General features: G+C 45.0%; 29 protein-coding genes and 1 tRNA gene. 14 read left to right on the top strand and 16 right to left on the bottom strand.

Annotated features, from left to right (window positions below):
• The first annotated feature begins 71 nt into the window (after positions 1-71).
• The 5 genes from FD974_RS02760 to FD974_RS02740 all read left to right on the top strand — a co-directional run bounded on the left by FD974_RS02760 (position 72) and on the right by FD974_RS02740 (position 1632).
• Complete coding sequence (locus tag FD974_RS02760; RefSeq protein ID WP_215365571.1) at positions 72-296, top strand: hypothetical protein; 225 nt, start codon at positions 72-74, stop codon at positions 294-296.
• A 13-nt stretch (positions 297-309) separates the two neighbouring features.
• Positions 310-513: a SlyX family protein gene (locus FD974_RS02755; protein WP_215365569.1), complete on the top strand. Its 204-nt coding sequence runs from the start codon at positions 310-312 to the stop codon at positions 511-513.
• A 68-nt stretch (positions 514-581) separates the two neighbouring features.
• Positions 582-914 carry a type II toxin-antitoxin system RelE/ParE family toxin gene (locus FD974_RS02750; RefSeq protein WP_215366609.1) on the top strand — a complete coding sequence of 111 codons (333 nt, stop codon included), beginning with the start codon at positions 582-584 and terminating at the stop codon, positions 912-914.
• Entirely contained in the window at positions 911-1216 is a 306-nt protein-coding gene (locus FD974_RS02745; protein WP_215365567.1) for a helix-turn-helix transcriptional regulator, read from the top strand. The genes FD974_RS02750 and FD974_RS02745 overlap by 4 nt, the downstream gene beginning before the upstream one ends.
• A 68-nt stretch (positions 1217-1284) precedes the next feature.
• Entirely contained in the window at positions 1285-1632 is a 348-nt protein-coding gene (locus FD974_RS02740) for a phage holin family protein (protein ID WP_215365564.1), read from the top strand.
• Positions 1633-1635: 3 nt separating this feature from the next.
• Here FD974_RS02740 and FD974_RS02735 read toward each other — a convergent pair whose 3' ends face one another.
• Positions 1636-3450 carry an AsmA family protein gene (locus FD974_RS02735; RefSeq protein ID WP_215365563.1) on the bottom strand — a complete coding sequence of 605 codons (1815 nt, stop codon included), beginning with the start codon at positions 3448-3450 and terminating at the stop codon, positions 1636-1638.
• Between the two features lie 76 nt (positions 3451-3526).
• Between FD974_RS02735 and FD974_RS02730 the strand changes: the two genes are divergently transcribed.
• Positions 3527-3874 carry a zinc ribbon domain-containing protein YjdM gene (locus tag FD974_RS02730; RefSeq protein ID WP_215365561.1) on the top strand — a complete coding sequence of 116 codons (348 nt, stop codon included), beginning with the start codon at positions 3527-3529 and terminating at the stop codon, positions 3872-3874.
• A gap of 62 nt (positions 3875-3936) precedes the next feature.
• Here FD974_RS02730 and FD974_RS02725 read toward each other — a convergent pair whose 3' ends face one another.
• Positions 3937-4155 carry a YdcH family protein gene (locus FD974_RS02725; RefSeq protein ID WP_215365559.1) on the bottom strand — a complete coding sequence of 73 codons (219 nt, stop codon included), beginning with the start codon at positions 4153-4155 and terminating at the stop codon, positions 3937-3939.
• A gap of 210 nt (positions 4156-4365) precedes the next feature.
• On the opposite strand from FD974_RS02725, the gene FD974_RS02720 reads away from it, so the two are divergent.
• Positions 4366-5256 (top strand): hypothetical protein, encoded by an 891-nt coding sequence (locus FD974_RS02720; RefSeq protein ID WP_215365557.1) that lies wholly within the window; start codon positions 4366-4368, stop codon positions 5254-5256.
• A 24-nt stretch (positions 5257-5280) separates the two neighbouring features.
• Here FD974_RS02720 and FD974_RS02715 read toward each other — a convergent pair whose 3' ends face one another.
• Positions 5281-5550, bottom strand: coding sequence for a hypothetical protein (locus FD974_RS02715; RefSeq protein WP_215365555.1), 270 nt, complete (start codon positions 5548-5550; stop codon positions 5281-5283).
• A gap of 135 nt (positions 5551-5685) precedes the next feature.
• On the opposite strand from FD974_RS02715, the gene FD974_RS02710 reads away from it, so the two are divergent.
• A complete protein-coding gene (locus FD974_RS02710; RefSeq protein WP_215365553.1) occupies positions 5686-6000 on the top strand; it encodes a hypothetical protein in 315 nt (104 codons plus the stop codon).
• 19 nt (positions 6001-6019) lie between these two features.
• Here the strand turns inward: FD974_RS02710 and FD974_RS02705 are convergent, their stop codons facing one another.
• Together FD974_RS02705 and FD974_RS02700 are read right to left on the bottom strand one after the other, a co-directional pair.
• Positions 6020-7084, bottom strand: coding sequence for an extracellular solute-binding protein (locus tag FD974_RS02705; protein WP_215365551.1), 1065 nt, complete (start codon positions 7082-7084; stop codon positions 6020-6022).
• 87 nt (positions 7085-7171) lie between these two features.
• Positions 7172-8740: an iron ABC transporter permease gene (locus tag FD974_RS02700; RefSeq protein ID WP_215365549.1), complete on the bottom strand. Its 1569-nt coding sequence runs from the start codon at positions 8738-8740 to the stop codon at positions 7172-7174.
• Positions 8741-8808: 68 nt separating this feature from the next.
• Here FD974_RS02700 and FD974_RS02695 point away from each other — a divergent pair, with 68 nt between their 5' ends.
• Both FD974_RS02695 and FD974_RS02690 read left to right on the top strand, forming a co-directional pair.
• Positions 8809-9879, top strand: a complete 1071-nt coding sequence (locus FD974_RS02695; protein ID WP_215365547.1) for an ABC transporter ATP-binding protein — start codon at positions 8809-8811, stop codon at positions 9877-9879.
• A gap of 24 nt (positions 9880-9903) precedes the next feature.
• Positions 9904-10092, top strand: a complete 189-nt coding sequence (locus FD974_RS02690; RefSeq protein ID WP_215303052.1) for a hypothetical protein — start codon at positions 9904-9906, stop codon at positions 10090-10092.
• Positions 10093-10098: 6 nt separating this feature from the next.
• Here the strand turns inward: FD974_RS02690 and FD974_RS02685 are convergent, their stop codons facing one another.
• From FD974_RS02685 to FD974_RS02675, 3 genes are all read right to left on the bottom strand, one after another.
• On the bottom strand, positions 10099-11118 hold the full coding sequence (locus FD974_RS02685; RefSeq protein WP_371817124.1) for a cytochrome d ubiquinol oxidase subunit II: 1020 nt from the start codon (positions 11116-11118) through the stop codon (positions 10099-10101).
• Positions 11115-12449 (bottom strand): cytochrome ubiquinol oxidase subunit I, encoded by a 1335-nt coding sequence (locus FD974_RS02680; RefSeq protein ID WP_215366603.1) that lies wholly within the window; start codon positions 12447-12449, stop codon positions 11115-11117. Before FD974_RS02680 ends, FD974_RS02685 begins: the two co-directional genes overlap by 4 nt.
• A 154-nt stretch (positions 12450-12603) precedes the next feature.
• Positions 12604-13245: a peroxiredoxin gene (locus FD974_RS02675; RefSeq protein ID WP_215365545.1), complete on the bottom strand. Its 642-nt coding sequence runs from the start codon at positions 13243-13245 to the stop codon at positions 12604-12606.
• A 178-nt stretch (positions 13246-13423) separates the two neighbouring features.
• Between FD974_RS02675 and FD974_RS02670 the strand changes: the two genes are divergently transcribed.
• The gene (locus FD974_RS02670; RefSeq protein ID WP_215365542.1) at positions 13424-13870 is read left to right on the top strand and encodes a hypothetical protein; all 447 of its coding nucleotides are present in this window, start codon (positions 13424-13426) and stop codon (positions 13868-13870) included.
• A gap of 15 nt (positions 13871-13885) precedes the next feature.
• Here FD974_RS02670 and FD974_RS02665 read toward each other — a convergent pair whose 3' ends face one another.
• The 8 genes from FD974_RS02665 to FD974_RS02630 all read right to left on the bottom strand — a co-directional run bounded on the left by FD974_RS02665 (position 13886) and on the right by FD974_RS02630 (position 22059).
• Entirely contained in the window at positions 13886-14215 is a 330-nt protein-coding gene (locus FD974_RS02665; protein ID WP_215365540.1) for a hypothetical protein, read from the bottom strand.
• A 14-nt stretch (positions 14216-14229) separates the two neighbouring features.
• Complete coding sequence (locus tag FD974_RS02660) at positions 14230-15579, bottom strand: NAD(P)/FAD-dependent oxidoreductase (protein WP_215365539.1); 1350 nt, start codon at positions 15577-15579, stop codon at positions 14230-14232.
• Positions 15580-15825: 246 nt separating this feature from the next.
• Positions 15826-16884, bottom strand: coding sequence for a cytochrome-c peroxidase (locus tag FD974_RS02655; protein WP_215365537.1), 1059 nt, complete (start codon positions 16882-16884; stop codon positions 15826-15828).
• 142 nt (positions 16885-17026) lie between these two features.
• Positions 17027-17500, bottom strand: a complete 474-nt coding sequence (locus tag FD974_RS02650; protein ID WP_215365535.1) for a hypothetical protein — start codon at positions 17498-17500, stop codon at positions 17027-17029.
• Positions 17501-17551: 51 nt separating this feature from the next.
• A tRNA-Ser gene (locus tag FD974_RS02645) sits at positions 17552-17641 on the bottom strand.
• A gap of 56 nt (positions 17642-17697) precedes the next feature.
• A complete protein-coding gene (gene serS / locus FD974_RS02640; protein WP_215365533.1) occupies positions 17698-19008 on the bottom strand; it encodes a serine--tRNA ligase in 1311 nt (436 codons plus the stop codon).
• 41 nt (positions 19009-19049) lie between these two features.
• Positions 19050-19778, bottom strand: a complete 729-nt coding sequence (locus FD974_RS02635) for an outer membrane lipoprotein carrier protein LolA (RefSeq protein ID WP_251374646.1) — start codon at positions 19776-19778, stop codon at positions 19050-19052.
• The gene (locus FD974_RS02630) at positions 19750-22059 is read right to left on the bottom strand and encodes a DNA translocase FtsK (protein WP_371817123.1); all 2310 of its coding nucleotides are present in this window, start codon (positions 22057-22059) and stop codon (positions 19750-19752) included. The genes FD974_RS02635 and FD974_RS02630 overlap by 29 nt, the downstream gene beginning before the upstream one ends.
• Before the next feature lie 39 nt (positions 22060-22098).
• On the opposite strand from FD974_RS02630, the gene trxB reads away from it, so the two are divergent.
• From trxB to FD974_RS02615, 3 genes are all read left to right on the top strand, one after another.
• A complete protein-coding gene (trxB, locus tag FD974_RS02625) occupies positions 22099-23055 on the top strand; it encodes a thioredoxin-disulfide reductase (RefSeq protein ID WP_215365529.1) in 957 nt (318 codons plus the stop codon).
• A 179-nt stretch (positions 23056-23234) separates the two neighbouring features.
• Positions 23235-23771, top strand: coding sequence for an inorganic diphosphatase (ppa, locus tag FD974_RS02620; protein ID WP_215365527.1), 537 nt, complete (start codon positions 23235-23237; stop codon positions 23769-23771).
• 17 nt (positions 23772-23788) lie between these two features.
• Positions 23789-25408: an NAD+ synthase gene (locus FD974_RS02615; RefSeq protein ID WP_215365525.1), complete on the top strand. Its 1620-nt coding sequence runs from the start codon at positions 23789-23791 to the stop codon at positions 25406-25408.
• The last annotated feature ends 35 nt before the right edge of the window (positions 25409-25443 follow it).

The raw sequence follows: 25443 nt of genomic DNA, 5'->3' as shown, positions 1-25443 counted from the left end.
GTTATATCTAGAATGGAGTATGGGACGAAATTTGTCATTTATAGATCATACCGAGGAAGCCTGTATTTATCATGAGCAAACAGAAGATGGCAGATGCCGATGATGGTCTCTTTAAGCCTGGCAGCAAACTAAAACATCTCAAAACTGGTGGCCTTTATAAGATTGTCTTACTGGCCAATATAGAGGCCACATTAGAGCCGTCCTACGTCTATGAATCAATGCAAACCCATGACTTTTGGATTAGACCAAAAGCGGAGATGGAAGATGGTCGATTTGAATTAGTCGATAAACAATAATGAGGAATTTGCCATGACTGAAGATCGTATTACCAACCTAGAAATTAAGATCAGCTTTACGGAAGACCTCATAGAGCAACTCAATCAGACCGTCTATAAGCAACAACAGCAAATTGAATTTCTGTATCGAGAACTCAAATCGATTAAAGAGCAGGCTGGAAGCAGTGATCAATCGGGTGCTCGTAATTTAAAGGATGAGATTCCGCCACATTATTAAACCTCTTGATCCCTGAGGTTTCTTGATATATCATTTTTGACATATATCAATATTGATATAATTTGGGAATGACTAAATGGATAGTTCAAACCCTCAATATCGATGTTGATGATGAATTAAACGCCTTACCTGTCGATATTAAAAGTCGCTTTATTAGGGTCTCTTTGCTGATTGAGCAATTTGGGCCCAAAAATGTTGGAATGCCTCATATTAGATCCCTAGGGAAAGGTTTTTGGGAAATTAGGGCATCTGGTAGGGATGGAATTGCTAGGGGAATTTATATTTACTCAAGTGGAAAAAGATTGATTGTTCTACATGTATTCATTAAGAAAACACAAAAGACTCCAACTCATGCTCTCGAGATAGCCGAGAAAAGAGCAAAATGGGCCAACTTACTATGACTAAAATTTCCCAATTACATAAGCAATGGATTAAAAATCCAGAATACAAAAAAGCTTATGAAGAATCTAAGATTGAATTTGATATCGCCAAGGAAGTGATTGAAGCACGCATGAAGAGCGGTTTATCTCAAGAACACTTAGCAGCATTAATGGGGACATCTCAATCAGCCATAGCCAGACTTGAAAGTGGCTCCTCCCTACCCTCAATCAGAACACTAGCCAAATTTGCCGAAGCGACCAATATGCAAATACAAATACAATTTAAGCCCAATAAAGTAAGAAAGCAAAAAATTGCTGCATAGCATTCCTGATAAGATCAGACTTTATAAATGCAGTTAGTTAATAAAAACTCTATGGAAAGAAGAACGAAATGGGTAACTTAACGCCGTTTTTAGTTCAGTGGGCCTTAACCTCACTATCACTCTGGGTTGCCAGCTATCTTTTTAGTGGCTTACGCTTTGCTGATGGCGGCTCTCTTCTAATTGCTGCCCTGCTACTAGGTTTTGCTAATGCAGTAGTAAAGCCTCTATTAATCCTATTTACTCTACCGCTAACCGTGCTGACCATGGGACTGTTCCTGCTGGTAGTGAATGCCTTAGTGTTGATGCTGGTCTCCGCCCTGGTAAGTGGCTTTACGATTTCCAGTTTTTGGACAGCCTTCTTCGCCAGTATCTTTATTTCTTTATTCAGCTTATTTATTAGCGGAATACTGTTTTAAGCCTCAGTTTGCCCCTGGGTAAATATCAGACCAGGGGTGCAGCGCATCACGGCAAGGGTGGCCTTTGGAAGTGAGCGAGCGAGCATTCTCAGCAAGCAAGCTTGCACCTCCCGTTAAAAATCCCAGGCCGATAGAAACGGCGCTATTGACTACTCCGGCTTGATTAATCATTGCCTTCGGATTGGATAGTGTCCCACCGACTTTTACTAAACCCGCTAAATCCAATCCAGTGGTGAGCCCTGATTTCTCTTTTGGATCAATGGTCAGATTGACTGCCTCATTTTTTAAATTAATAGAACCGGCTAAAACAACATTTAAACGATCTGTCTCCATACCAACACTATTGGCAATGTTCACTTGACCATTATTAATCGGAAGATAAGCGACAGCACACTCTAAAACTGTTTCACTTGATTTCTTACGCAATGGATTCATGGAGTCGAGCACGGTAATGACAAAATCTCCCGCATCATTCAAAAAATTCGTCCCCATTCTTGCCTGCTCAATGCTAATTTGAATCTTCCCGGTGGAATTGGCGGCCATTTGATGCAAACTATTTCCACTCAGCTGCATATCTAATGCCAGCTTCATATTGCCACCAATGACCTTAGAGCTGGGATCCAACCTTGCGAGCAAGCTCTCCAGAGTGAATTCTTTTGTCACACCCTTTAGATCGATTGCGGGGGCAACACTATCAAGCTTTGACATTTTTATCCGCAAATCTGCAGTTCCTTTACCTACCTGAAAAGTAAGCCGAGGAATATCAATCGTATTTCCTTGCAGCAGCACGCCTGCTTTAAGATTTTCAATTGGTTTTCGCCCGGGGAGTCCCAGTTGGGCAATATCAATACTCACCTTACCTTGCATTTTGGGAAGGCTATTCAAAGGCAAGACATCACTACTAAAAAGGTATGGTGATGCAGTACGAGTGACCCCCTTTTCGGCAGGGGTCACTGCAGCCGAATTAGTAGATGCACTTTTAGATGATTTGGCGCCCAATGAAAGCCAATCAAAGGTCTTTGATGTCAGTGCAATATCAAGAACAGCATCCGCCTTGGGATCCTTTTTCACGGCACCTTTAATGATTAAGGTCTTCTTATTAATAACAAGATTCAGATCAACTGGAAAATGTACCGCAGAACTATCCCACTGTTTTAATAGCCCTGAGACTAAACCCGTCTTCCCGGTAAGCTCAATAGCCAGATCTCGATAGACTCCATTAAAGGCTAGCATTGTTTTGTCGCCATTCCTCCCAAAAGAGAGATTACGGACCTGATACTGAGATTCTTGACCGAGCGCATCACGATATTCAATCTGTGCGTCAGATAGCGCAAGTTTCTCAATATCAATAAAACTACTATCGCCTGAAGCCTCTACCGCCCCTTTGTCAGAAGTGGGAGTGACAGCAACAGACGGGCCATCCCCCAGCTCCCAATTAGATTTTCCAGCAGCGTTAGTTTGTAGATAGGCATGGACACCACTTAAGCCAATGCTGTCAATTTCTACACGACCACTTAGTAGTGGCAGCGTTTTGATATCAAGCTCAATATATTTCAGTGTGAGCATTTCTGGGGCTTGCGCCCAAGAGGCATTACTTAAGCTTATACGCTCTGCTTTCACAGCAATTTTTGGAAATACGCTTAATGAAATTGGGCCCTCGATCTTAAGCTCACGGCCCGTGGCAGATCTCACCGATGAAGAGAGCAACTTCGCCAGTTGAGCAGGATTAATAGCCGTAGATGCATACCAGGCGCCGATGCCACCTAAAAGGACAAGGCCACCCAATACGCCAAAGACAATCTTGCTTGTTTTGTTCATGATGATTCATTCTAACTTTGTGAACGCTACCCTGGACTAAAATAGACCCTTATCCTACCCAACCCAATCAATGTTCATGAATGCTAGCGCCAACCTTCCCCCATGCCCTGCCTGTAAAGAGGATATGACCTACCCAGATGGGGAGAACTATATCTGTGCCCAATGTGGGCATGAGTGGCCTATGGCAGAAGCTGCAGATGAAAGCGAGGCTGGACTGATTGTGAAAGATGCTAATGGAAATCTATTGGCAGATGGTGATAGCGTGACCTTGATTAAAGACCTCAAGGTAAAAGGATCTTCCACCACCTTAAAAGTAGGCACCAAAATTAAAGGTATTCGCCTCGTATCAGGCGATCATGAAGTGGACTGCAAAACAGATGCAGGCAATATGCTACTGAAAGCCTGTTTTCTGAAAAAAGCCTGATTTTGTAAAGGACTCAATCAGACCTCAGCCAAGGCTAAGGCTAAGGCCTGACTTCAATCCGATTACTGTGTGCTCGCCTTTTTAAGCACCGCATACAGCTGATCTTTCAGCAATAACTTCTCTTTTTTGAGGGTTTCTATTTCTTCTGGGGTGCTAGGCTCAGAGTGCGCTTCCATCCGTAGAATTTTCTGATCCAGATTATTGTGCTTGTCAAATAAATGGGAAAAATGACGATCCGATGTTTTCAGTTTAGTAATTAACTCACGATATTCAGGGAACATAGATTCTCTTTCAGTTGAGGTTAGGAAAAACTGCACACTTCCAGTGTAGCAAGATAAGAGCTAATTTCAAGCTGAAATAAACGCCTGAAGCAATGGCCTTGATATTGCTGGGTAAATCCCCATATAGCTATTGGTATTACTAGACAATAAGTGCAGTAATATCATTCTGTGCACAAAGCACTTAACTACTGAAATGAAGGGTAATAGACCATGGCTACAAAGAAGTCACCAGCAAAAAAGAAAGTAGCTACTAAGGTGGTAAAAAAAGCCCCTGCAAAAAAGGCTGTTAAGAAGGTCGCTGTCAAAAAAACAGCGGCCAAGAAAGCAGTAAAGAAAGTAGTGAAAAAACCAGCCGCTAAAAAGGTTGTTGCCAAGAAAACTGTCGCAAAGAAGCCGGCAGCCAAAAAAGTAACTAAAAAAAGAGTCGTCAGCAAACCTGCTGCTAAAAAACCGGCTCCAAAAAAACCTGCCAAAAAATCAACGAAAGTCGCAGCACCAAAAAAACTCAAAGTTGACCAGTATGGACTTGAGGAAGATGATGAGTTTTACGGTCTGTACTTTGCCAAGTCCACCAAGAAAGGCTTGGTTGAAGTAAAACCGTGCACCTTCTCGTTGATGTATTGGTGGAAAGGTCTTTTGGGCTACCCTGACATGATTGAAATCTCCAAAGACAGCAACACTGCTATGTTGCAGTTTGAATCGACTTTTGGCGGCGGCGATTCTGGTGAGACAGAGTTAACTGAAAAAGATGTCTTTGACGTGGATCACATCATTGAGGTAGACGAAGAAGAACAGTTGATCTCGCTCTATTCTTATGTACCTATTGCCATTCCAGAAAATCTGATTGGCGCTCTTAGCTTATCTATTCTCAATATCAACCCTGAAACCCGTTACGGCAGTCTAGAAATTTGCTCTACCGATAACGAAGATGGTGAGAATGAGCATTTCCTGCGCTACCGTGCCGCTACTTACCTGCGTGGCATTAAGTCTGGAAAAGTAGAAGCTATTGAAAGCATGATCACCAATGGATCAGAGTTCTTTGGCCTCGCTTTAGATGCGATGTGTGTCAATAAGTCGATTAAAAAATGGTTGCTGAGTTAAGCACCCCGTTTCTCATTCGAGTAATTAATAGGTATTACATCTGTAAATATAGGTAATAGGAAAGCGATCGTTCACTGTTTTGCGAGTTTCCAGAATTGTGGCGCTTCGCTTTCCTAGCTTTTTACACTCCTCTTCTGCTGCAGCATGGGCCTCAGAATCCTTTGCCCCCTTGGGCGCATGTACGCCAACGGTTCCATCGGACTGACGGTAGGCGCCAAACTCACTCACTGGCGTAGAGCAGGCTAACAATATGAAGCCCAAAGATAAGAGGAAGATTTTCTGAAAATATTTCATAGGCTAGTGTTAGACGCTCCCACAATAATGAATCATTCTAGCCTTCTTTTTTAATTTCTATGCTGCTCTGCAAGCTTAGGTAATTTCAATTAGGATGTAGTGTAAATATACAAACCATTATTGAAAGCAACATACATGCAAGTATTCATTATTGATCCCAGCGCTAAAGAAATTAAAGCCCTCGACATCCCCGAAACTCAAGAAGCGCTTGCCCAGGCCATTGGCTTTACCACCATTGACTCTGATGAGATTGATGACAATGGCGATCGCCTCTTTTTTGATGAAGAATGCTTTATTCGTCTACAGAGTAATGTAGGACGTTTTAAGGTAGACAGCCTTGCGCCCGTTGCCGGGGTAGGCATCATTGTCAACAGCCCTGATGACGGAAAAACCCTTCAATCTGCGATAGTCAATCTTGCAGATCTAGAGAAACGCGTGACTTTTCTCTAGACCGATTACCTCAATGCGATTACTTGTATCCAACCCGGTCAAGTAATCGTTGGGCGGCAATTTGATTTCTACCAATTGCTGCAACAGAAATATTTTCTGCCTTGAAGGGTCCAAGCATCTTGAGGCCTTCATTCTCAATCTTGACTGATTTAACAACTGGCCATTCGTTATTACCATTGGCAAAATACTCTTGGGCAGAATCGCTAGCCAAGTACTCTAAGAATTGAACGGCAGCCTTGGAGTGAGGAGCATTTTTTGCTACACCACCCCCGGCAATATTAATGTGAGCTCCAGAAGTTTTTTGGTTCGGCCAAACAAATCCAATTTTAGAAACAATGGCTTGATCTTCTGGCTTATTGGAGCGTAACAACCTCACTAGGTAGTAAGAGTTTGCCAGGGCGACACCGCACTCACCCGAGGCAACCGCTTTAATCTGGTCGGTATCCCCACCTCTTGGGGGGCGGGCCATATTAGCTACCATGCCTTTTGCCCACGCTTCTGTAGCGGCCTCACCGCGGCGCTCAATCATGGCACCAATCAGCGACAACATATAAGGATGAGCGCCAGAACGGGTGCACACTTTTCCCTTATTCATTGGCTCCGCTAACTTTTCATAGGTATCCACATCTTGTGGGTTTACTTTGTCTTTGTTGTAAACCACTAAGCGCGCCCTGGTTGAAAATCCAAACCAAGTCGAGCCCTCTGGATCGGGTTTAGAACGCAGATTTTCTGGAATACGACTCTCTAAATATTTTGACTGGATCGGCTTAAAAAAACCGTCAATTTGAGCACGCCATAATCTCGCGGCATCGACCATCAAAATCACATCTGCAGGACTATTAGCGCCCTCACTCTTTAATCTCTCGGCGAGTGCATTGTCATCCGCTTCAATGCGATTAATTTTGATGCCGGTCTTTTTGGTGAAATCGCCATAAAGTGCCTCATCCGTTTTGTAATGGCGAGCAGAGTATAAATTGAGTTCTTTTGCTTCTGGCGAAGCCTGGGCATATGCAGGTGCTGCAAGCCAGATTGCGAGCAGTAATGATGTTGCGCTAAAAATTCTGAGAGTCTGTTTGGTTTTCATTGCGATATTGGTGATTTAAATTAGATGACTCTAATTTATCACAAATACGAATGATTATCAATTAAGAAATAAAACGGGGGCTATTGCCTAGGACTTAGCGATCACTCTGGAAAGGATTAATACCGGAAAAAGTCCAACTAAAACAATGGTTAAGGAGGGTAAAGCAAGCTCAGCAAGACGCTCATCCGCTGCCAATTGATAGGTAGCAACTGCCAAGGTGTCAAAGTTAAAGGGTCGCAAAAGTAAGGTCGCAGGCAACTCTTTCATGACGTCTACAAAGACAAAGAGGCCAGCAGTAATGAGGCTGCGCTTCAGAAGTGGTAGGTGCACCCTTTTCAGAATTTGTACTCTGGATAAGCCGAGCAATGCTGCAGAGCCATCCATCGATGGCGTAATGCGGGAAAGGCCCGCCTCAACACTTTGCAAGCTCGATGACAGAAAGCGGACCAAGTAGGCGTATACCAATACCAGCACACTTGCAGACATCCACCAAGCCAATTGAAAAATTTCTAGGAAAGACAAAATACCAATTGCTAAGACCGCGCCCGGCAAGGCATAACCAAATCCCAGCAAACGATTAACCCATGCTAAATGGGTATTGATCCTCACGGCATAAGCAAAAAATACAGCAAATGCAACCGACACTACTGCAGTAATTAAGGACACTGATAAAGAATTTCCCAACCAATCGAGATAACGAATATCTACGCTAAGACCTTGCTGGTAAAGCAGTTGGAAAAGTGCAAATGCAGGCAGTAAAAATCCAAACAATAAAGTTAACCCACAAAAAGAAAAAGCAAAGAAGGATTTTTTGCCACGCAACACAATAGCGATGGGTTTGCTTTGGGAAGAAGAGGCATAGCGTAATTTAGAGCGGCTATTTTGCTCAATAAAGAATATGAGTAACACCAGGGTCAAGAGACCCAGGGATAACTGGACAGCTGCAAGACGATCACCAAAGGATAGCCAGGCTTTGAAGATTCCAGTAGCAAAAGTTTGCACGCCAAAATAGGACACGGCACCAAAGTCCGCCAACACCTCCATGAGCGCCAATGCCATGCCAGCAAAAATGGCTGGTCTTGCCATGGGGAGTACTAGCTTCATAAAACCTTGAAATGGGCTGTAGCCTAAAGTTTCTGAGACTTCAATTAAGCGTCTACTGCGCTCTAAAAATGCAGTGCGTGTAATTAAATACACATAGGGAAACAAGCAGAAAGAGAAAGACCAAATTGCCCCTGTTAGCGACCGGGGATCAGGGAAGAACCAGAGCGCATCCACGCCTAAAATTGCACGGATAGTGGTTTGAATCGGCCCTGAAAACTGCAACAGGTCTACAAAAAGATAGGCCATCACATAGGTAGGTACTGCTAGCGGCAGTATCAAGGCCCACTCAAATACCTTCTTACCTGGAAAGTCATAACTGGCAATAATCCAAGCATTACCAACCCCCAAAATAAAGACTCCAAAGCCCACACCCCCAATTAGGATCAAGGTGGAGGCGATATAACCCCCAAGTACGTAATTCCATAAATGACTGAGCGTGCCAGTCGCTACTAGCTCAGGATGGGTACTTAATCCTGGAAATAGAAAAGGTGCCGCCAAGCCAAATAAGGGCAGAAATAACAACAAAGCCAGTGGCACTACTATTCGATTCATGTAATCGGCATTCCGTTTAGACTCTAGCTATGTATTAAACCATTAGCATTAATGAGAAAATTATAGGGATGAACTCCGCCCACACTCTACTTTCGATAAAACAGCTTGAAATCGACTACCCAAGTCGGGATGGTCATGGCCGTGTGACAGCCGTTAAAGGACTGAACTTAGACCTAGAACAGGGTGAGATCGGCTGTCTACTGGGCTCCTCAGGCTGCGGCAAATCGACTGTACTGCGGGCAATTTGTGGTTTTGAGCCGATCAAAGGCGGCCAAATCTTGCTACGTGACAAAGTGGTGAGCTCAGATTCTGTGCATATTCCTCCAAGCCAAAGGCGGGTTGGCATGGTCTTTCAAGAATTCGCCCTCTTTCCCCATCTAACGGTTTTAGACAATATTGCCTTTGGTTTGCAGCATCTGACGGGACCCAAAAGAGCCGCAGTGGCATTGGAATGGCTCAAGAGAGTAGCCTTATCTGATAAGGCTGATGCCTATCCTCATGAACTCAGTGGCGGCCAACAGCAACGTGTAGCGCTGGCAAGAGCCATGGCACCAGAACCCGATTTGATTTTGTTAGATGAGCCTTTCTCCAGTCTGGATATTGAACTCAGAGAACGTCTTGCAGGTGAAACGAGGGATATTCTCAAAGCCAATAACATCACTGCTCTACTAGTTACCCATGATCAATATGAGGCTTTTGCGATTGCTGACAAGATTGGCGTGATGGCCGAAGGCAAAGTCATTCAATGGGATATTCCCTATGAGCTCTATCATCAGCCTGTTAATCGATATGTCGCTGACTTTATTGGTCGCGGCGTATTTGTCAAAGGACTTGTGCAACCCAATAACAAAGTCCTAATTGAATTGGGTGAATTAGATTTAGATGCAGGACATACCGGAAAAGTGGGTGAGAAGATTGATGTTCTTTTGCGTGCCGATGACATCTCTCATGATGACCATAGCCCTATGCAAGCTGAAGTAGTGCGCAAGATTTTCCGTGGCGCTGATTTTTTATATACCCTCAAACTCGCCTCTGGAGTAGAGATTTTTGCTTTCGTTCCCAGTCACCATGACCATGCCATTGGTGAAAAAATTGGTATCCACTTGGTGGCTGATCACGTTGTGACCTTTAACGATTAAACCCTTTTACTGATTAGGCAGCTGATGCGCAAAAAAATAGACAAAAACGTTATTACCTCCAGCACGATTGCTATTGCCGCTGCCTTCATTTTTGAATATCTCGTCAGAAAATCACTACCAGTAGACTCCCCTTATTTATGGCTTAGCTGGCTTGCCCTGCCCCTAGCATTTGTAGTGCAAAGAACATTGCTAAAAGAACTCAATAAACGCTGAGCTTTCTTAGTAGTAGGTCAGTGTGCTGGCCTTACCTTTGAAGATGCGATAAGAAAACAACGTGTAGCCCAAAATCGTTGGCAACACGACTATCGCACCCCAGAAAATTACCCACAAAGATTCGGTAGCAGCTGCAGCCTGCCATAAGGTCATCTCACCAATAATCACATATGGGAAGATGCTGTAAGCAATACCAAAAAATGAGAGCCAGAAGATCGCAACCACACTGGCAAACGGTAGCCATTCCTGCTTGCTCGTTTTGCTCTCTACAGCATTAATAAAACGATGTGTTAGTAAAAACAAAATAGCCGTTGCAATAGGCACGGGGGATAACCAAATAATCTGTGGCCAAGCAAACCATTTATGCATGATCTCTGGGCTAAAGTAAGGTGTTGCTAAAGAAACCAGCGCTACTCCAAATGCGGTTAACCACAGACTGGTTCTGGCCCAAGTAAAGGCACGCTTTTGCAGATTACCTTCTGTTTTTAAAATTAACCAGGTTGATCCCAGCAGGATGTACCCTGCCGGCAAGCAAATAGCTACCAAGATAGAAAACAGCCAACCTAAGAGCCCTGACTCAAAGCCTACAATCAAACGCCCGATCATGATGCCTTGGGAGATCGCCGCTAAGAGACTGCCTACATAGAACAAAAAGTTCCATAAAGGCTTTTGCTCAATATTGACTTTGACCCTAAAGTCAAAAGATACACCCCTCAAAATAAGACCTAGCAACATCACTGCAACTGGCAAATAGAGTTCAGTCAAGATCACGCCATGCGCTAATGGAAAGGCTACTAAGAGCAAGCCAACTCCCAATACGATCCACGTCTCATTAGCATCCCAAAAAGGACCAATGGATGCAATCATCATGTCTTTATCTGGATCGGCGGCACGATTTAATAGCATGCCAATACCTAAGTCATAGCCATCGAGCACAACATAGGACAACATCGCAATACCCATAGCCACAAAGAAAAACAGTGGCAACCATACCGATGCTTGCGTTAGATCCATCGAGTTCATCATTGGGCACCTAGCGGAGTTTTAACAGCAGCAGTCTTAGCTTGGTGAGTATCAACAACGCCCTTCTCATCTGCTTGACGCGCCAAATAGAACACTGCCCAAATATATGCAGCAAGTAATCCAATATACAAGGCGATATAAGCTAGCAGAGTGGATAGGACCATATTTGATGGCAAAGTGGTTACTGCTTGAGCCGTGGTGAGAACCCCAGTTACCAAATATGGCTGGCGACCGATTTCTGTGACATACCAACCTGACAAAACGGCTATCCAGCCAGAGAAGGTCATTAAAACTAAGACTTTAGCTGTCCACTGCGGCAATGCGCTAGCGCCACGCAGTTGCCAACGCGCCCACCAAGAAACCAAGAGCATGAGCACACCAACACCCACCATAATCCGAAACGCAAAAAATACCGGAGCTACTGGAGGAATCTTGTCGCCAAAAGCATCTAAGCCTTTTACCTCGCCATTCCAACTATGCGTTAAATAGAGTGAAGCCAATTTGGGAATACTCACTTCATAATCATTTGAGCGAGTTTCCTGATTAGGGACAGCGAAGATAACAGCAGGTACTCCAGAGCCACTTTCCCAGATACCCTCCATGGCTGCGAGCTTGGCTGGCTGGTGCTCCAAGGTATTCAGACCATGCATATCGCCCAACATAATTTGCACGGGGATTAACACCATGGCCACTGTAAGTGCCAGCTTCATCACCATGGTATTCGCTATTGATCGACTATTACGCAAATAACGATAGGCAGAGATACCGGCAATAAAGAATGAGACTGTTAGGAATGAAGCAAGCAACATATGCCCTAAGCGGTAAGGCATGGATGGATTAAAAATGATCGCCATCCAATCGACTGCATGGGCCTTGCCATCAATCATGATGAAACCTTGCGGGGTTTGCATCCAAGAATTTAAAGCTATGATCCAAAATGCTGAAAGACTCGTTCCAAAAGCAACTAGAAAAGTGGCTATGGTGTGCATTCTGGCAGACACGCGCTTTGCGCCAAAGAGCATGACCCCTAAAAAAGTGGCCTCTAGAAAAAAGGCGGTCAACACTTCATACGCTAATAATGGACCAGCAATATTGCCAACAGTTTCCATATAGCCAGGCCAATTCGTCCCAAACTGAAAACTCATGGTGATGCCACTGACAACACCCAAGGCAAATGTCAAAGCAAAAATTTTGACCCAGAACTGATAAGCCTCTTGCCAATACTCCAATCCCGTGCGATTAAATTGAATCTTGAAATACAGCAGGAACCAACCCAAGGCAATGGAGATTGTCGGGAACAGAATATGAAAAGAAATATTGGCACCGAACTGCATGCGGCTATACAACAGCGTATCAAGCACAGTGGCTCCTAGAGTAGGCGGTAATTAGCTTCAATTGTGACATCAATTAAGTAAACACGCTGACAGAATTAGCAAAAACCCCGCCATTTTGACGGGGTTCCTGATCACAGTATCTACTTCTATTAGCTTACAGCTTCTTGGTACTGAAATACCAATCTACCGTGTTGTAGCCTTCGCTAGCCCGCTTATCTGCAGCCTCTGAAGTCTTTGGAGGAGGCACGATGACATCGCAACCTGGAGTCCAGCCTTCAGGGGTCGCAACTGAATTCTTATCGCTAGTTTGCATAGCTTGCAATAAACGAACAAACTCATCGATGGAGCGACCATTGCTCATTGGGTAGTACACCATGGCACGCAAAATCCCTTTAGGGTCGATAAAGAAAGTAGCGCGCACGGCTTGGGTATCAGCCGCACCTGGGTGAACCATGCCATAGGCAGAAGCAACTTCCATCTTGATATCTTCAATGATCGGGAAAGTGATCTTTTGACCAAACTTCTCCTCAATGTTTCTGACCCAAGCCAAGTGTGAAAACAGGCTATCAATCGACAAACCTAACAATTCACAGTTCATAGACTTAAATGTCTCTGCAGCCTTTGCAAAGCCGATAAATTCTGTTGTACATACTGGAGTGAAGTCTGCTGGATGTGAAAACAAAATCAGCCACTTACCTTCGTAGTCAGATAGCTTCTTTTCTCCAAAAGTTGTCTTAGCGTTAAATTCTGGAGCTCTCTCGTTTAATCTTGGGAACTGCACTGTCATTTCACTCATGATGTTTTCCTCTTTATTTCGTTACTGTCACAACTCCATAGTACATTATTTTATATTTATATATAATGTATTTTTATATGACAATGATTGAGTAAGGCTATTAACCCATTTTTAGAAAACAGAAAGCAAGCAAATGAAACCCATAAAAAGCATACTTTTAGGTACCATCATCACCCTCATGAGCATTAGCACGGTTGTATGGGCTCAGAGTTCTGTCCTGCAAGTCGGAAACCTGGTCCCCAAGATGGCTATTAATGACCAGCATGACAAGCCTTGGCAAATTTCTACTGATACCAAGCTAGTGCTGTTTAGTGGTAGCAGAGGCGCTAATACTATTGTGCAAAGCATTTTGAGTCAAAAAGGTGCAGACTATTTAAGCAGTAAGAAAACAGTTTATTTTTCTGACCTGAGCAAAATGCCAGGATTTATCACGCGAACATTTGCTTTGCCATCGATGCGAGATCTCCCCTATTCTGTCGGCATTATTCTCAATGGGGAAGATAGTCAAGCATGGCCAAGAGAAGATGATGCAGTAACAGCCGTCTTCTTAAACCAAGGACAAATTACTAAAATTGAATACGTCAAGAATGCCCAAGCTCTTGAGCAAATTCTTGATCGTCAATAAATCGGTATAACTGCTTTAGCGAGTCTTTGGAGAACTCAGCGGCCAAATCAAGGCCGCTGCGACAGCGCCATACATGGATGCAATTCCTAACAAGGCAACATAGTCAAACCAGTAACCCAATTCACTTAAAGATGACTTAGTCATTCCTGGAACCACTAAAAATGCGATGATGGTGGCAATGATGCCGCCAATAATTGCACCTTTAATACCTTTAGACCAGCACGCCTTCTTCTGGAATGCGTAGACCATCAAACCAGCCCAGACTACAAAGAGCACAAATAGCAATGGCAAATACATCAAAGCCAATTCATAAAAAATATTAATGCCTAACCAAATCTCGTACATAGTGAACTCCTAAATTAAACTCGCCCTTTGGCGACGGCAATATAAGCGGGCTTTAAAAAGCGATACTTCATCAACCAAGCGAAATAGCTAGCCTGCAAAGGCTCAATAAATGGGATGGTGGGGGTTAATTTGCCAGCGTAATCAAATTCAATCAACATCGCTGAGCCCTCTCTGAGAAGCAGCGGGCAGGATGTGTAGCCATCAAAACGTTCGCCCGATAGCGCTTTTCCGGTAATGGCATCAATCATATTTTGAGCAACAATCGGAGCGCTCTTTTTCACAGTAGCCGCCGTCTTACCCCGTGGCGTACCGTTAATGTCACCAATTCCAAAGACATTCGGAAAGCGTGTGTGCTGCAAACTAAATTTATCCACTTCAAGCCATCCACCAGCAGCCATAGGTCCATCTTGATACGACAGTAGACTATTTTTTACTGCGTCTGGGGCACGCATGGGCGGCACCACATGAATAAAGTCATAAGGCACTTCGGTTTTCTCTTTACTGGCAGGGTCGATAAAGGTCGCCTTTCTAGCGCCAATATCAATGGCCGATAACTGGCTCTTGTATTGGGTTTCGATACCGAGCTTTTCCCAGCGGGAGAGCACATTGTCATTTACCGAGGGCACACCAAAAATATTACTTCCGGCACTATGGAACGCAATCTTGCTGTTTTCCCGTTTGCCAGTTTGACGTAAACGGTCATCAAGCATAAATGTCATTTTTAATGGTGCGCCAGCACACTTCATTGGTGTACCTGGTAGGGTCATGACAGCATCACCACCTTTTTGCCTAAAGGCATCCATAGCCTGCCAAGTGGCAGCGGCCGCCTGTGGGCTTGGATAAACACTGGCCAAACCATTTGTGCCAATATGCTTTATATCCATGCCTTCAATTTTGTCGAAATCCAAATGCAGACCGGTAGCTACCAGTAAAAAATCGTAGGGAATTTTTCTACCTGAATCAGTCGTAATGGAGTTACCCTCTGGATCAAACTCCGTTGCCATTTCTTGTACCCACTCAATGCCACTGGGTTGCAAATCACTATTGCGATCGGCCACCTTATCTAACGGCCAAATACCAGTTGCCACTAAGGTGTAACCAGGCTGGTAATTATGAATTTCTTTGCGATCCACAATCGTGACCTTGACACCATCTAGATCACGCATCAGTCGATTGGCAACAGCAATACCACCCAGTCCACTGCCGACAATCACAACCTTTGCGTTAGTTTTAATTGCAGCATTAGCAACTGTAGGCATTGCTAATTCGATACCACCAGAAGCCAGAGACAAGGCGGAGGCGCCTTTTAAAAAATGTCGGCGACTTGGCTCCATTGCGACATCGTTCTTTGGTTTTTTACTCATACAAACCTTTCCATGGGTTTACCGGCATTTTGACCTTTAAATGAAAGCCAAAATCAATGCATTTTGGGTGTAACAACAATATATATTTAAATATTATATAGTTAAATTAAATAATTCATCTAGGAAAAACCCCACCCCTCTTTTAAACCCAGTTTTTGTGGGGTTAAAAGCGTATAGCCATCCCAAAATGACAACTGCCCGCATGGGTGAGATGCGGGCAGTGCACTTACTAAATCAAACTACCGATTACTTCTTGGCTGGCTTCGGATCGAAAGGCTGTGGGCTAGGTGTGCCTGGAGCCGATGGCGGAAGCTGAGGTAACTTGAAGTTTGGTTGATCGCCTGTCAGTGAGTACAAGAACGCTACGATATCGCCATTCTCTTCCTTAGTGAACTTACGGCCCAACTGAATCTGACCCATAATCTCAACAGCTTCAGCAAGTGTTTTTGCTTCGCCATCATGGAAGTAGGGATAGGTCAATTCAATATTGCGCAATGTAGGCACTTTAAAGTTAAAGCGGTCAGCATCTTTCTTGGTCACACCAGCACGACCCTCGAGAGAGTTATCACCTTTATACGGCTCAACAACACCCATCTTCTGGAAGGAATTTCCGCCAACTGCCGGGCCGTTGTGACAACCAATACAACCACTGTTTTTAAACAGCTCATAACCCTTCACTTGCTGAGCAGTTAAAGCGCTCTTATCGCCTTTGAGCCATTTATCAAATGGTGAGTTTGGAGTAACCAAGGTTTCTTCAAACGCTGCAATTGCTTTAGTTACCTCATTAATAGTGATCTTGTCTGTGCCAAAGATTTGCTTGAACTCGGCAACATAACCAGGAATGGTTTCAAGAGTCTTGACAGCCAACTCATGTGTAAAGCCCATCTCACCTGGATTAGCAATAGGACCACCTGCTTGCTCCTTCAAATCGGCTGCACGACCATCCCAGAACTGGGCAAGGTTTAGGCTGGAATTGAGTACTGTTGGAGCATTGATCGGGCCTTGATTCCAGTTATGACCAATAGAAGTTTTTAAGTTATCAGTGCCGCCCATAGAGAGGTTATGGCATGAGTTACAAGAAATGAAACCCGACTTGGATAGACGTGGATCAAAGTAGAGTTGTTTACCAAGTTCAACTAGCGCTGGATTGGCTACATTAGGAGCATTGATTGGCTTGATAGGCTCATCCATCACAGCGCCACCGGCATCCGCAGGCTTGCTAGCAGTGGTAGTAGCTTTATCACTACAACCCACTAAGGCAGTCATCATTGCCGCTAATAACAAAGAGGTCAGTTTCAGTTTCATAGGGTCATTCCTTTTACATGTTTCTCCCCTCCTTTTTAAAGGAATCAAAAAAACAGGATTTGACGCATATCAAACGACTTGCCCAATAAAAACTATTAGGTTTATAAATTAAATTAATAGCCCAACATCGACCTAAAATTTATTAAGTAGCTTCGTCCAACGGCCTCACCTTTCGATACATGCGCATCATGTCCATCATGACAGCTGTACTCCAAGCAAAGCAAAAGAGACTGCTCATCGAGAGCACTACAGCAAGAATGCGATACCTGCTGGGTAAGCTAGCAACAGCCTGCTCTGATCCAATGGTAGTGTAGATGCCACCAATCACAACAATCGCGTGATCAATGCTAGATGCCACACCATGCCATAAGCCCAAAATTGAGAGTATGCCAATCTCACTTAAATGGATTAAAGCTAAGGCAGAGAGGCCCATGAAGAAAAAAATTTCCATTCTGATGTATTGCTTATTGGCAATCAATCGAGTGGCATGTCGATGATAGATTGCTTGCGCGCCCCACAAACATAGTCCGTGATAAACAATCAATACAAAAAATACAACGATAAATCCCATGAGCAGGCCAAAGGAAGATAGGTCTTGAATTGAAATTGCTTTCATTGATTTAAACCCCAAATAACTTGCACGAAATAAAGATCTGAATAGTCATTTTGGCGGAGAGGGAGGGATTCGAACCCTCGGTAGGTTTGACCCTACGCCTGATTTCGAGTCAGGTACATTCGACCACTCTGCCACCTCTCCGAACCGAAAGGCAATTATAGCGATGGAGCCATCTTTTACTTTGAAGCACTTTAGCTTTAAATAGGCTTAAGCACTTCCAAACCGCCCATATAGGGTTGCAATGCTTTAGGGATAGTAATACTGCCATCGGCTTGTTGGAAGTTCTCCAGTAGAGCAACCCCTGTTCTACCGACTGCAAGACCAGAGCCGTTGAGAGTGTGTACTAATTCAGGCTTTCCTTGCCCAGCTTTAAATCTTGCCTGCATGCGCCTTGCTTGGAAGTCGCCCATATTGGAGCAAGAGCTAATTTCTCGATAGGCATTTTGTGATGGAATCCACACTTCCAAGTCATAAGTCTTGGTGCTGCCAAAACCCATATCGCCAGTACAGAGCAATACTTTTCTATATGGCAATTCGAGTAACTCCAAAATCTTTTCTGCATGAGCTGTTAATTCTTCTAGCAACTGCATGGATTCTTCTGGCTTCGCAATTTGTACCAGCTCTACTTTTTCAAACTGATGTTGACGAATCATCCCGCGCACATCACGCCCATAACTACCTGCCTCAGATCTAAAGCAAGGCGTGTGAGCAACAAATTTAAGCGGTAAATCCTGCTCTGCAGTGATCGTATCGCGCATTAAATTCGTGACAGGTACTTCTGCAGTGGGGATGAGATAAAAGTTTTCTGTTTTTGCTTCGCCATTGCCATCTTCTCCGCCCATTTGACGGGGAACCTTAAAGAGGTCCTCCTCAAACTTCGGTAGTTGGCCAGTACCACGCATGGATGCTGCGTTGACCATAAACGGTACATATAGCTCTTGGTAAGCATGTTGGCCTGTATGCACATCAAGCATCAATTGCGCCAAAGCACGATGCAAGCGAGCAAGTTGTCCTTTGAGAACTACAAAACGGGAACCACTAATCTTTGCAGCAGATTCAAAATCAAGCCCTAGTCGCGCACCCAAATCTACATGGTCTTTTACTGGAAACGAAAAATTGGGCAACTCTCCCCAGCGCTTGACTTCTTTATTTTCAGTTTCATCTTTGCCTACCGGTACTGACTCATCCGGAAGATTGGGAATCCCCATTAAAAAATCAGCAATCTCATTTTGCAGAACAGCGAGTCTCGCTACGCCCGATTCCATATCCACATTAATCTGCGATGCCTCTGCCATCTCAGCAGCAGCATCTTCGCCTTTGCCTTTTTTCATACCAATGGCTTTCGCCAATTGATTACGCTTGGCTTGTAATTCTTCTGTACGCGTTTGTAAGGACTTGCGCTCAGCCTCTAAAGTGTTGAATTTCTCAACATCAAGGGAGAACTTACGCGTTGCTAAGCGTGCAGCAACAGCTGCGATATCTTTACGAAGGAGTTGCGGATCAATCATGTAATGCTCTGTAGGGTTAAATATCTAAAAAGGGTAAGGCTCTAGTTTAAGCGGAGGACTTCTGCGCCAGCCGGGGGAATAAAAGTAAAGCTATTGGCAGGCAGATTAATGTTGAGTTGAATTTTATCCAGGGTCACCAAAACAACGCTACCTAAGCCATCAATCAACTCTAAGGCCTTAGGTAGGCTGTTTATCATACCCACCGAAATCTTGGTATAGGGCAAATCACTCTTGGATCCATTGGGACTCTTCTTGGGCACTAAAGCAACCCATTTCATTCCCAAACGCTCTTCCCCTTCGACCAAATCAAAATGCTGATCTAAAGATGTCTCGCCAAATAAGATTGCTGCAGGGGTGCTAGCTAGAGCCTGACCAGCAGATCTAAAGGTAGCTTGATTTAAATCTTTATCCCACAAGATCAACTGCTTGCCATCGGCAATTAATTTTTGTTCGTAAGGCTTTTGTGTTTCCCAGACAAAACGACCAGGCCTTTGAAAAACAAAATTACCTTGGGTTTGACGAACCAGTTTTAAACCTTTGTCTTGCGGTTCATTTGCTCTTGGTGCACGCAGCTGTTGCTGAACAAATTCGCCTTGAGCAGTTTTAGAATTGCGCACAAATTGGCGTAGTTGATCCGCCCCACTGTCTCCATCAGCTAAGGCAAATTGGGCTGGCAACAACATCACCGCACCCAATATGGCCACACTGATTGCGGATAAAACTCTTCGCAAAATAATGGCCTTATTCAGATGGACGGTGAAGGATTTCACGGTTACCACCATTACCCATCTTAGAAACCAGTCCTGCTTTTTCCATATCCTCGAGCAAACGCGCTGCGCGGTTATAGCCAATGCGCAAATGGCGCTGCACCAATGAAATAGATGGGCGTTTATTTTCTAAAACAATTGCTACCGCTTGGTCATACAGCGGATCAGCTTCGCCACCACCTTCACCAGTCAGATCATCAATGTTGGATTCATCAGCGCCCTCTAAGACGCCATCGATGTAATTGGCTTCGCCCTTCTCCTTGAGCCATTCAACTACGCGGTGGACTTCGTCATCAGATACAAATGCACCGTGAACACGTACAGGCAGTCCAGTGCCCGGTGCCATGTACAGCATGTCACCCATACCCAATAGCGCTTCAGCTCCTTGTTGATCCAAGATAGTGCGGCTATCAATCTTGCTACTGACTTGGAAGGAAATACGCGTTGGTACGTTAGCTTTAATCAAACCAGTAATCACATCCACACTAGGACGCTGGGTTGCTAGCACTAAATGAATTCCTGCTGCACGCGCCTTTTGGGCAATACGCGCAATCAACTCTTCAATCTTCTTACCAGAGACCATCATTAAGTCAGCCAACTCGTCAATCACAATCACAATGACAGGGGCTTTATAAATTGGCTCAGGATCATCCGGCGTCAAACTAAATGGATTAGTAAGCTTCTCACCTTTTTCTTCTGCTTCTAAAATTTTCTTATTAAAGCCAGCAAGGTTACGTACACCAAACTTACTCATCAGCTTGTAGCGGCGCTCCATCTCATTAACCGCCCAATTCAGGGCGTTATAGGCCTGCTTCATATCCGTTACTACTGGACACAAGAGATGGGGAATCTTGTCGTACATCGCCATCTCCAGCATCTTGGGATCAATCATGATGAGACGTACTTCATCAGGTTTGGCCTTGAAGAGGATCGACAAAATCATGGCATTAATACCAACAGACTTACCAGCACCAGTAGTACCGGCAACTAAGCAGTGTGGCATCTTCGCCAAGTCAGCCACGATCGGGCTACCTGAAATATCTTTGCCTAACGAGAGTGTGAGATTGGAATGGCTATCGTTGTAAACCTGTGAACTCAAAATCTCAGAGAGGTAAACCGATTGACGGGTTGGGTTAGGCAATTCCAAAGCCATACAGGTTTTGCCAGGAATCGTCTCTACCACGCGCATGCTTACCACGCCCAAAGAACGCGCTAAGTCGCGAGACAGATTCACAATCTGACTACCCTTGACTCCGACAGCGGGATCAATCTCATAACGAGTCACTACAGGTCCAGGATAAGCAGCAATCACTTTGACCTCGACACCAAACTCAGCTAACTTGCGCTCGATCAAACGGGAGGTAAATTCCAGCACATCTGCTGAAATCGTTTCTTTTGCTTCTGGTACGGGATCAAGCAATGCCAATGGAGGCAATTCAGAATCTGGGATGTCCACGAACAATGGCTGTTGCTTCTCGCGCTCTACACGAGCACTCTTAGGAATCTCTACCGGTGCACGCACGATTTGCACAGGCTTGGCAATTTCGACGCGACCCCGAAACTCTTCGACAAACTCTTCTCGCTCTTCGGCTGCAGCTTCACCCAATTTGCGATCTTCTTGGCTGTCACGACGCTCTCTTAGGCGCTTGTATGTTAGCTCCAGTGATCGCCCCACCTTTTCCGCAATATCTAACCAAGAAAAATGGAGGAATAGAGATAGACCTGCGCACAAGCCAAATAAGAGCACAAGCGTTGAGCCAGTAAAACCTAAGCTCATTTGCAGGGGGTCACCAATCAACTCACCCAAGATGCCTCCAGGAGGTCTAGGGAGCTCCCAGGCCAAAGAATGAAGCCTGATGGACTCAAGACCCATGCTACTAAATAGAGTGAGTCCAAAGCCCAACCAGCGTACCAATAAGGAGTCTGGCTTAGCATCCGGATCGGGTGGCAAGGTGATACTCCAAAGCTCACGCCAGCCACTGAGCACCCGGCGACCAAACAATACAACCCACCAAAAAGCGGAAATACCGAAGATATAGAGCAATAAATCGGCTAAATAGGCCCCAAAACGACCTCCTAGGTTCTTGGGGACCTCAAAACTGGCATGTGACCAGGCCGGATCTGCCTTGGAATACGTCACCAAAATGGCAAATAAGCCCAGACAGAGGCCGCAGGAGATGAACCAACGCGCCTCTAGCAGGAGACGGGGCATCCTTCCCTGCCCCGAATTCTCAGGGGGCTGGGGCAATGGGCTTTTTGACTTCGGGTATGTGGTTCTTGCCATGTTCTTACGATTGTAATCAAGCAATCCTATAATTTGGGTATGACTACAAATACTCCTAAACACTCCAAAGTTCTTATTCTGGGTTCTGGCCCTGCTGGCTACACTGCTGCTGTATACGCAGCGCGAGCCAATTTGAGCCCTACCTTGATCACTGGCCTAGCCCAGGGTGGTCAATTAATGACTACAACCGATGTGGAAAACTGGCCTGCTGACCCCGATGGCGTTCAAGGCCCAGAACTCATGGATCGTTTTTTAAAGCATGCCGAACGCTTTAATACCAATATTATTTTTGATCATATTCATACGGCAGCGCTAACTGAAAAGCCGATTCGCCTGGAGGGCGACTCAGGAACGTATACCTGTGATGCACTCATTATTAGCACCGGCGCTTCAGCTCAGTACATTGGATTGCCAAGCGAAGAAGCATTTATGGGTCGCGGTGTTTCTGGGTGCGCCACCTGTGATGGCTTCTTTTATCGCAACCAAGATGTCTGCGTCGTTGGCGGAGGCAATACTGCTGTAGAAGAAGCCCTCTATCTCACCGGCATTGCTAAGAAAGTCACCGTTATTCATCGTCGCGATAAATTCCGTGCCGAGCCCATTTTGAATGATCGCCTCATGGCTAAAGTTGCCGAAGGTAAGGTCGAGCTCAAACTGAATTCCACTTTAGATGAAGTGCTGGGAGATGACAAAGGTGTCACCGGAGTGCGCATCAAAAAACAAGATGGCAGCACAGAAGAGATTGCTGTCACCGGCGCCTTCATTGCCATTGGTCATAAACCGAATACTGAGTTATTTGTAGGCCAGTTAGATATGAATAATGGCTACCTCAAAACCCATTCAGGTTTAGAAGGCAATGCCACCGCAACCAATATTCCTGGGGTCTTTGCTGCAGGTGATGTGCAAGATCACATCTATCGCCAAGCCATTACTAGTGCGGGAACTGGTTGTATGGCAGCTCTGGATGCTCAACGCTACTTAGAGACTCTCGATTAAGGGCTAAATGCCCACGAAACGCCTGGCAACAATGCTGGGCGTTTTTTATTGGATCCTCCTGGATACCAAAAAAAAGGGGGCTCTCAAAGGCTTTAAACTAGAGCAAATCAGCTATTTCGAGCAGTTAAACGCCTCTTTGCTAATATCGAGGTATTCATTAATCAATACGTGGAGTATTTATGAGTTACGACAAAGTCAGCCCAGGCAAAAAGATCCCAGAAAGTTTCAACGTCATCATTGAAATCCCAATGAACGCTGATCCAGTCAAGTACGAAGTAGATAAAGAAAGTGGCTGCCTGTTTGTAGATCGTTTCATGGGTACTGCCATGCACTATCCATGTAACTACGGTTACATTCCCCACACTATTGCTGGTGACGGCGATCCCGTTGACGTTCTCGTCATGACACCATTCGCATTGGTACCTGGTTCAGTAGTCAGTTGCCGCGCAATTGGCATGCTCGAGATGGAAGATGAAGGCGGTCAAGATGCGAAACTATTAGCAGTTCCAGAAGATAAGATTTTGCCTATCTACAAGCATTTGCAAAAACCAGAAGATGTTAACGAATTACTCCTTAGCCAAATCCAACACTTCTTTGAGCACTACAAAGATCTCGAAAAAGGTAAATGGGTTAAGGTAAAAGGTTGGGTTGGTGTTGCTGCTGCCCATCAAGAAATTCTGGATGGCATTGCAGGCTATGCCAAATCACAGAAGTAATTAATTTGTCATTGGGAGTGAGCTCGCAAACCATCGCCTTAGCGCAAATCAACCCTTTACTGGGTGATTTACCTGGTAATGCGCGACTCATCTCTCAAGCAGCAGCGGAAGCCTTTAAAAAAGGTGCTACTGTTGTCCTAACCCCAGAGCTCTCGCTCACAGGTTACCCCCCAGAAGATTTGCTCTTACGCCCCGCTTTCATTGAGGCGGCAGAAGCGGAACTCAAACGCCTCACTATAGAACTCAAGCAATTCCCAGGCTTAGTTGTCATCGTTGGGCATCCTCAACAAACATCAGTTGGCCTACAAAACTATGCGTCGGTATTGCGTGATGGTCAGGTGATTGCTGGCTATGCCAAACAAAAACTACCTAACCACGAAGTATTTGATGAGGTTCGCTATTTTGTCGCCGGCAATCAAGCCTGTGTTTTTGAAAATGCAGGCATTCAATATGGACTCATTCTGTGTGAGGATGCTTGGCATGCTGGTCCAGCAAAACAAGCTCATGATGCAGGCGCACAGGTACTGCTGGTGTTAAACGCCTCACCCTACCATTTGCATAAAGAGGCTTTACGCATTGAAGTATTGCGCAAGCAGATTGCAATCAGCAAAATGCCTTTGATCTACGTAAATGCCGTTGGCGGTCAAGACGAGCTGGTTTTTGATGGCGGCTCTTTTGCACTCAATAGCCAAGGTCAAGTTGTCATGGCCATGCCTCAGTTTGATATCGGCTTAGGATTTGTCAATCTCAACGCTGAAGGTGAGCTTGAGCAAGGGCTGATTGCCCCGCCTCAGAGCATCGAGGCACAAGCCTATCAAGCGCTCGTTTTAGGCGTGAGCGATTACGTACAAAAGAATCGTTTTCCAGGAGTCATTATTGGCTTATCTGGCGGGGTTGACTCCGCCCTAGTATTGGCAATTGCTGTTGATGCCCTGGGCGCAGATAAGGTACGCGCCGTCATGATGGCCTCACGCTACACTGCGGACATCTCTTGGATTGATGCAAGAGAAATGGCTCAGAACCTCGGCGTGCAATACGACGAAATTCCGATTAGCGGACCGGTAGACGCATTCGAGCATTCCTTAGCAGAGCAATTTCGGGGTTTAGAACTAGATGCTACCGAAGAAAATATTCAGGCAAGAGTACGTGGCACTTTGCTCATGGCACTCTCCAATAAAACAGGGCGTCTAGTTTTAACTACGGGGAACAAGAGTGAAATGGCTGTGGGCTACTGCACGCTCTACGGCGATATGGCCGGCGGCTTTGCTGTCATTAAAGATATTGCCAAGACCTTAGTCTATCGACTATGTGCCTATCGCAACAGTATTGAACCCGTGATTCCAGAGCGTATTTTGACGCGCGCGCCTTCCGCAGAATTGCGCCCAGATCAAAAGGATCAAGATAGTCTGCCTTCTTATGAGGCACTCGATGCAATTGTGGAGCGCTACATGGAGCAGAACCAATCAATTGCCCAAATGATTGCTGCCGGCTTTGATGCTGACAGCGTCGAAAAAGTGACACGCCTGATTAAGTTAAATGAATATAAAAGGCGTCAGGCACCTCCCGGCATCAAGGTCACTACACGGGCGTTTGGGCGCGATTGGCGCTACCCCATTACCTCCCAATTTCGGGCATAAAGTGCTTCAGGGTAAAGTAATAGGCTTGCTACAGA

Source organism: Polynucleobacter sp. es-EL-1, from assembly GCF_018687975.1.
Lineage (GTDB): Bacteria > Pseudomonadota > Gammaproteobacteria > Burkholderiales > Burkholderiaceae > Polynucleobacter.
The sequence above is the reverse complement of the archived record's forward strand: the minus strand, read 5'-3'. Positions and strand labels throughout refer to the sequence as shown.

Excerpts from the sequence above, each read along its gene's own strand:
- FD974_RS02760 (WP_215365571.1), top strand. The coding sequence starts at position 72 with ATGAGCAAACAGAAGATGGCAGATGCCGATGATGGTCTCTTTAAGCCT.
- FD974_RS02755 (WP_215365569.1), top strand. The coding sequence starts at position 310 with ATGACTGAAGATCGTATTACCAACCTAGAAATTAAGATCAGCTTTACG.
- FD974_RS02750 (WP_215366609.1), top strand. The coding sequence starts at position 582 with ATGACTAAATGGATAGTTCAAACCCTCAATATCGATGTTGATGATGAA.
- FD974_RS02745 (WP_215365567.1), top strand. The coding sequence starts at position 911 with ATGACTAAAATTTCCCAATTACATAAGCAATGGATTAAAAATCCAGAA.
- FD974_RS02740 (WP_215365564.1), top strand. The coding sequence starts at position 1,285 with ATGGGTAACTTAACGCCGTTTTTAGTTCAGTGGGCCTTAACCTCACTA.
- FD974_RS02735 (WP_215365563.1), bottom strand. The coding sequence starts at position 3,450 with ATGAACAAAACAAGCAAGATTGTCTTTGGCGTATTGGGTGGCCTTGTC.
- FD974_RS02730 (WP_215365561.1), top strand. The coding sequence starts at position 3,527 with ATGAATGCTAGCGCCAACCTTCCCCCATGCCCTGCCTGTAAAGAGGAT.
- FD974_RS02725 (WP_215365559.1), bottom strand. The coding sequence starts at position 4,155 with ATGTTCCCTGAATATCGTGAGTTAATTACTAAACTGAAAACATCGGAT.
- FD974_RS02720 (WP_215365557.1), top strand. The coding sequence starts at position 4,366 with ATGGCTACAAAGAAGTCACCAGCAAAAAAGAAAGTAGCTACTAAGGTG.
- FD974_RS02715 (WP_215365555.1), bottom strand. The coding sequence starts at position 5,550 with ATGAAATATTTTCAGAAAATCTTCCTCTTATCTTTGGGCTTCATATTG.
- FD974_RS02710 (WP_215365553.1), top strand. The coding sequence starts at position 5,686 with ATGCAAGTATTCATTATTGATCCCAGCGCTAAAGAAATTAAAGCCCTC.
- FD974_RS02705 (WP_215365551.1), bottom strand. The coding sequence starts at position 7,084 with ATGAAAACCAAACAGACTCTCAGAATTTTTAGCGCAACATCATTACTG.
- FD974_RS02700 (WP_215365549.1), bottom strand. The coding sequence starts at position 8,740 with ATGAATCGAATAGTAGTGCCACTGGCTTTGTTGTTATTTCTGCCCTTA.
- FD974_RS02695 (WP_215365547.1), top strand. The coding sequence starts at position 8,809 with ATGAACTCCGCCCACACTCTACTTTCGATAAAACAGCTTGAAATCGAC.
- FD974_RS02690 (WP_215303052.1), top strand. The coding sequence starts at position 9,904 with ATGCGCAAAAAAATAGACAAAAACGTTATTACCTCCAGCACGATTGCT.
- FD974_RS02685 (WP_371817124.1), bottom strand. The coding sequence starts at position 11,118 with ATGATGAACTCGATGGATCTAACGCAAGCATCGGTATGGTTGCCACTG.
- FD974_RS02680 (WP_215366603.1), bottom strand. The coding sequence starts at position 12,449 with ATGCAGTTCGGTGCCAATATTTCTTTTCATATTCTGTTCCCGACAATC.
- FD974_RS02675 (WP_215365545.1), bottom strand. The coding sequence starts at position 13,245 with ATGAGTGAAATGACAGTGCAGTTCCCAAGATTAAACGAGAGAGCTCCA.
- FD974_RS02670 (WP_215365542.1), top strand. The coding sequence starts at position 13,424 with ATGAGCATTAGCACGGTTGTATGGGCTCAGAGTTCTGTCCTGCAAGTC.
- FD974_RS02665 (WP_215365540.1), bottom strand. The coding sequence starts at position 14,215 with ATGTACGAGATTTGGTTAGGCATTAATATTTTTTATGAATTGGCTTTG.
- FD974_RS02660 (WP_215365539.1), bottom strand. The coding sequence starts at position 15,579 with ATGAGTAAAAAACCAAAGAACGATGTCGCAATGGAGCCAAGTCGCCGA.
- FD974_RS02655 (WP_215365537.1), bottom strand. The coding sequence starts at position 16,884 with ATGAAACTGAAACTGACCTCTTTGTTATTAGCGGCAATGATGACTGCC.
- FD974_RS02650 (WP_215365535.1), bottom strand. The coding sequence starts at position 17,500 with ATGAAAGCAATTTCAATTCAAGACCTATCTTCCTTTGGCCTGCTCATG.
- serS (WP_215365533.1), bottom strand. The coding sequence starts at position 19,008 with ATGATTGATCCGCAACTCCTTCGTAAAGATATCGCAGCTGTTGCTGCA.
- FD974_RS02630 (WP_371817123.1), bottom strand. The coding sequence starts at position 22,059 with ATGGCAAGAACCACATACCCGAAGTCAAAAAGCCCATTGCCCCAGCCC.
- trxB (WP_215365529.1), top strand. The coding sequence starts at position 22,099 with ATGACTACAAATACTCCTAAACACTCCAAAGTTCTTATTCTGGGTTCT.
- ppa (WP_215365527.1), top strand. The coding sequence starts at position 23,235 with ATGAGTTACGACAAAGTCAGCCCAGGCAAAAAGATCCCAGAAAGTTTC.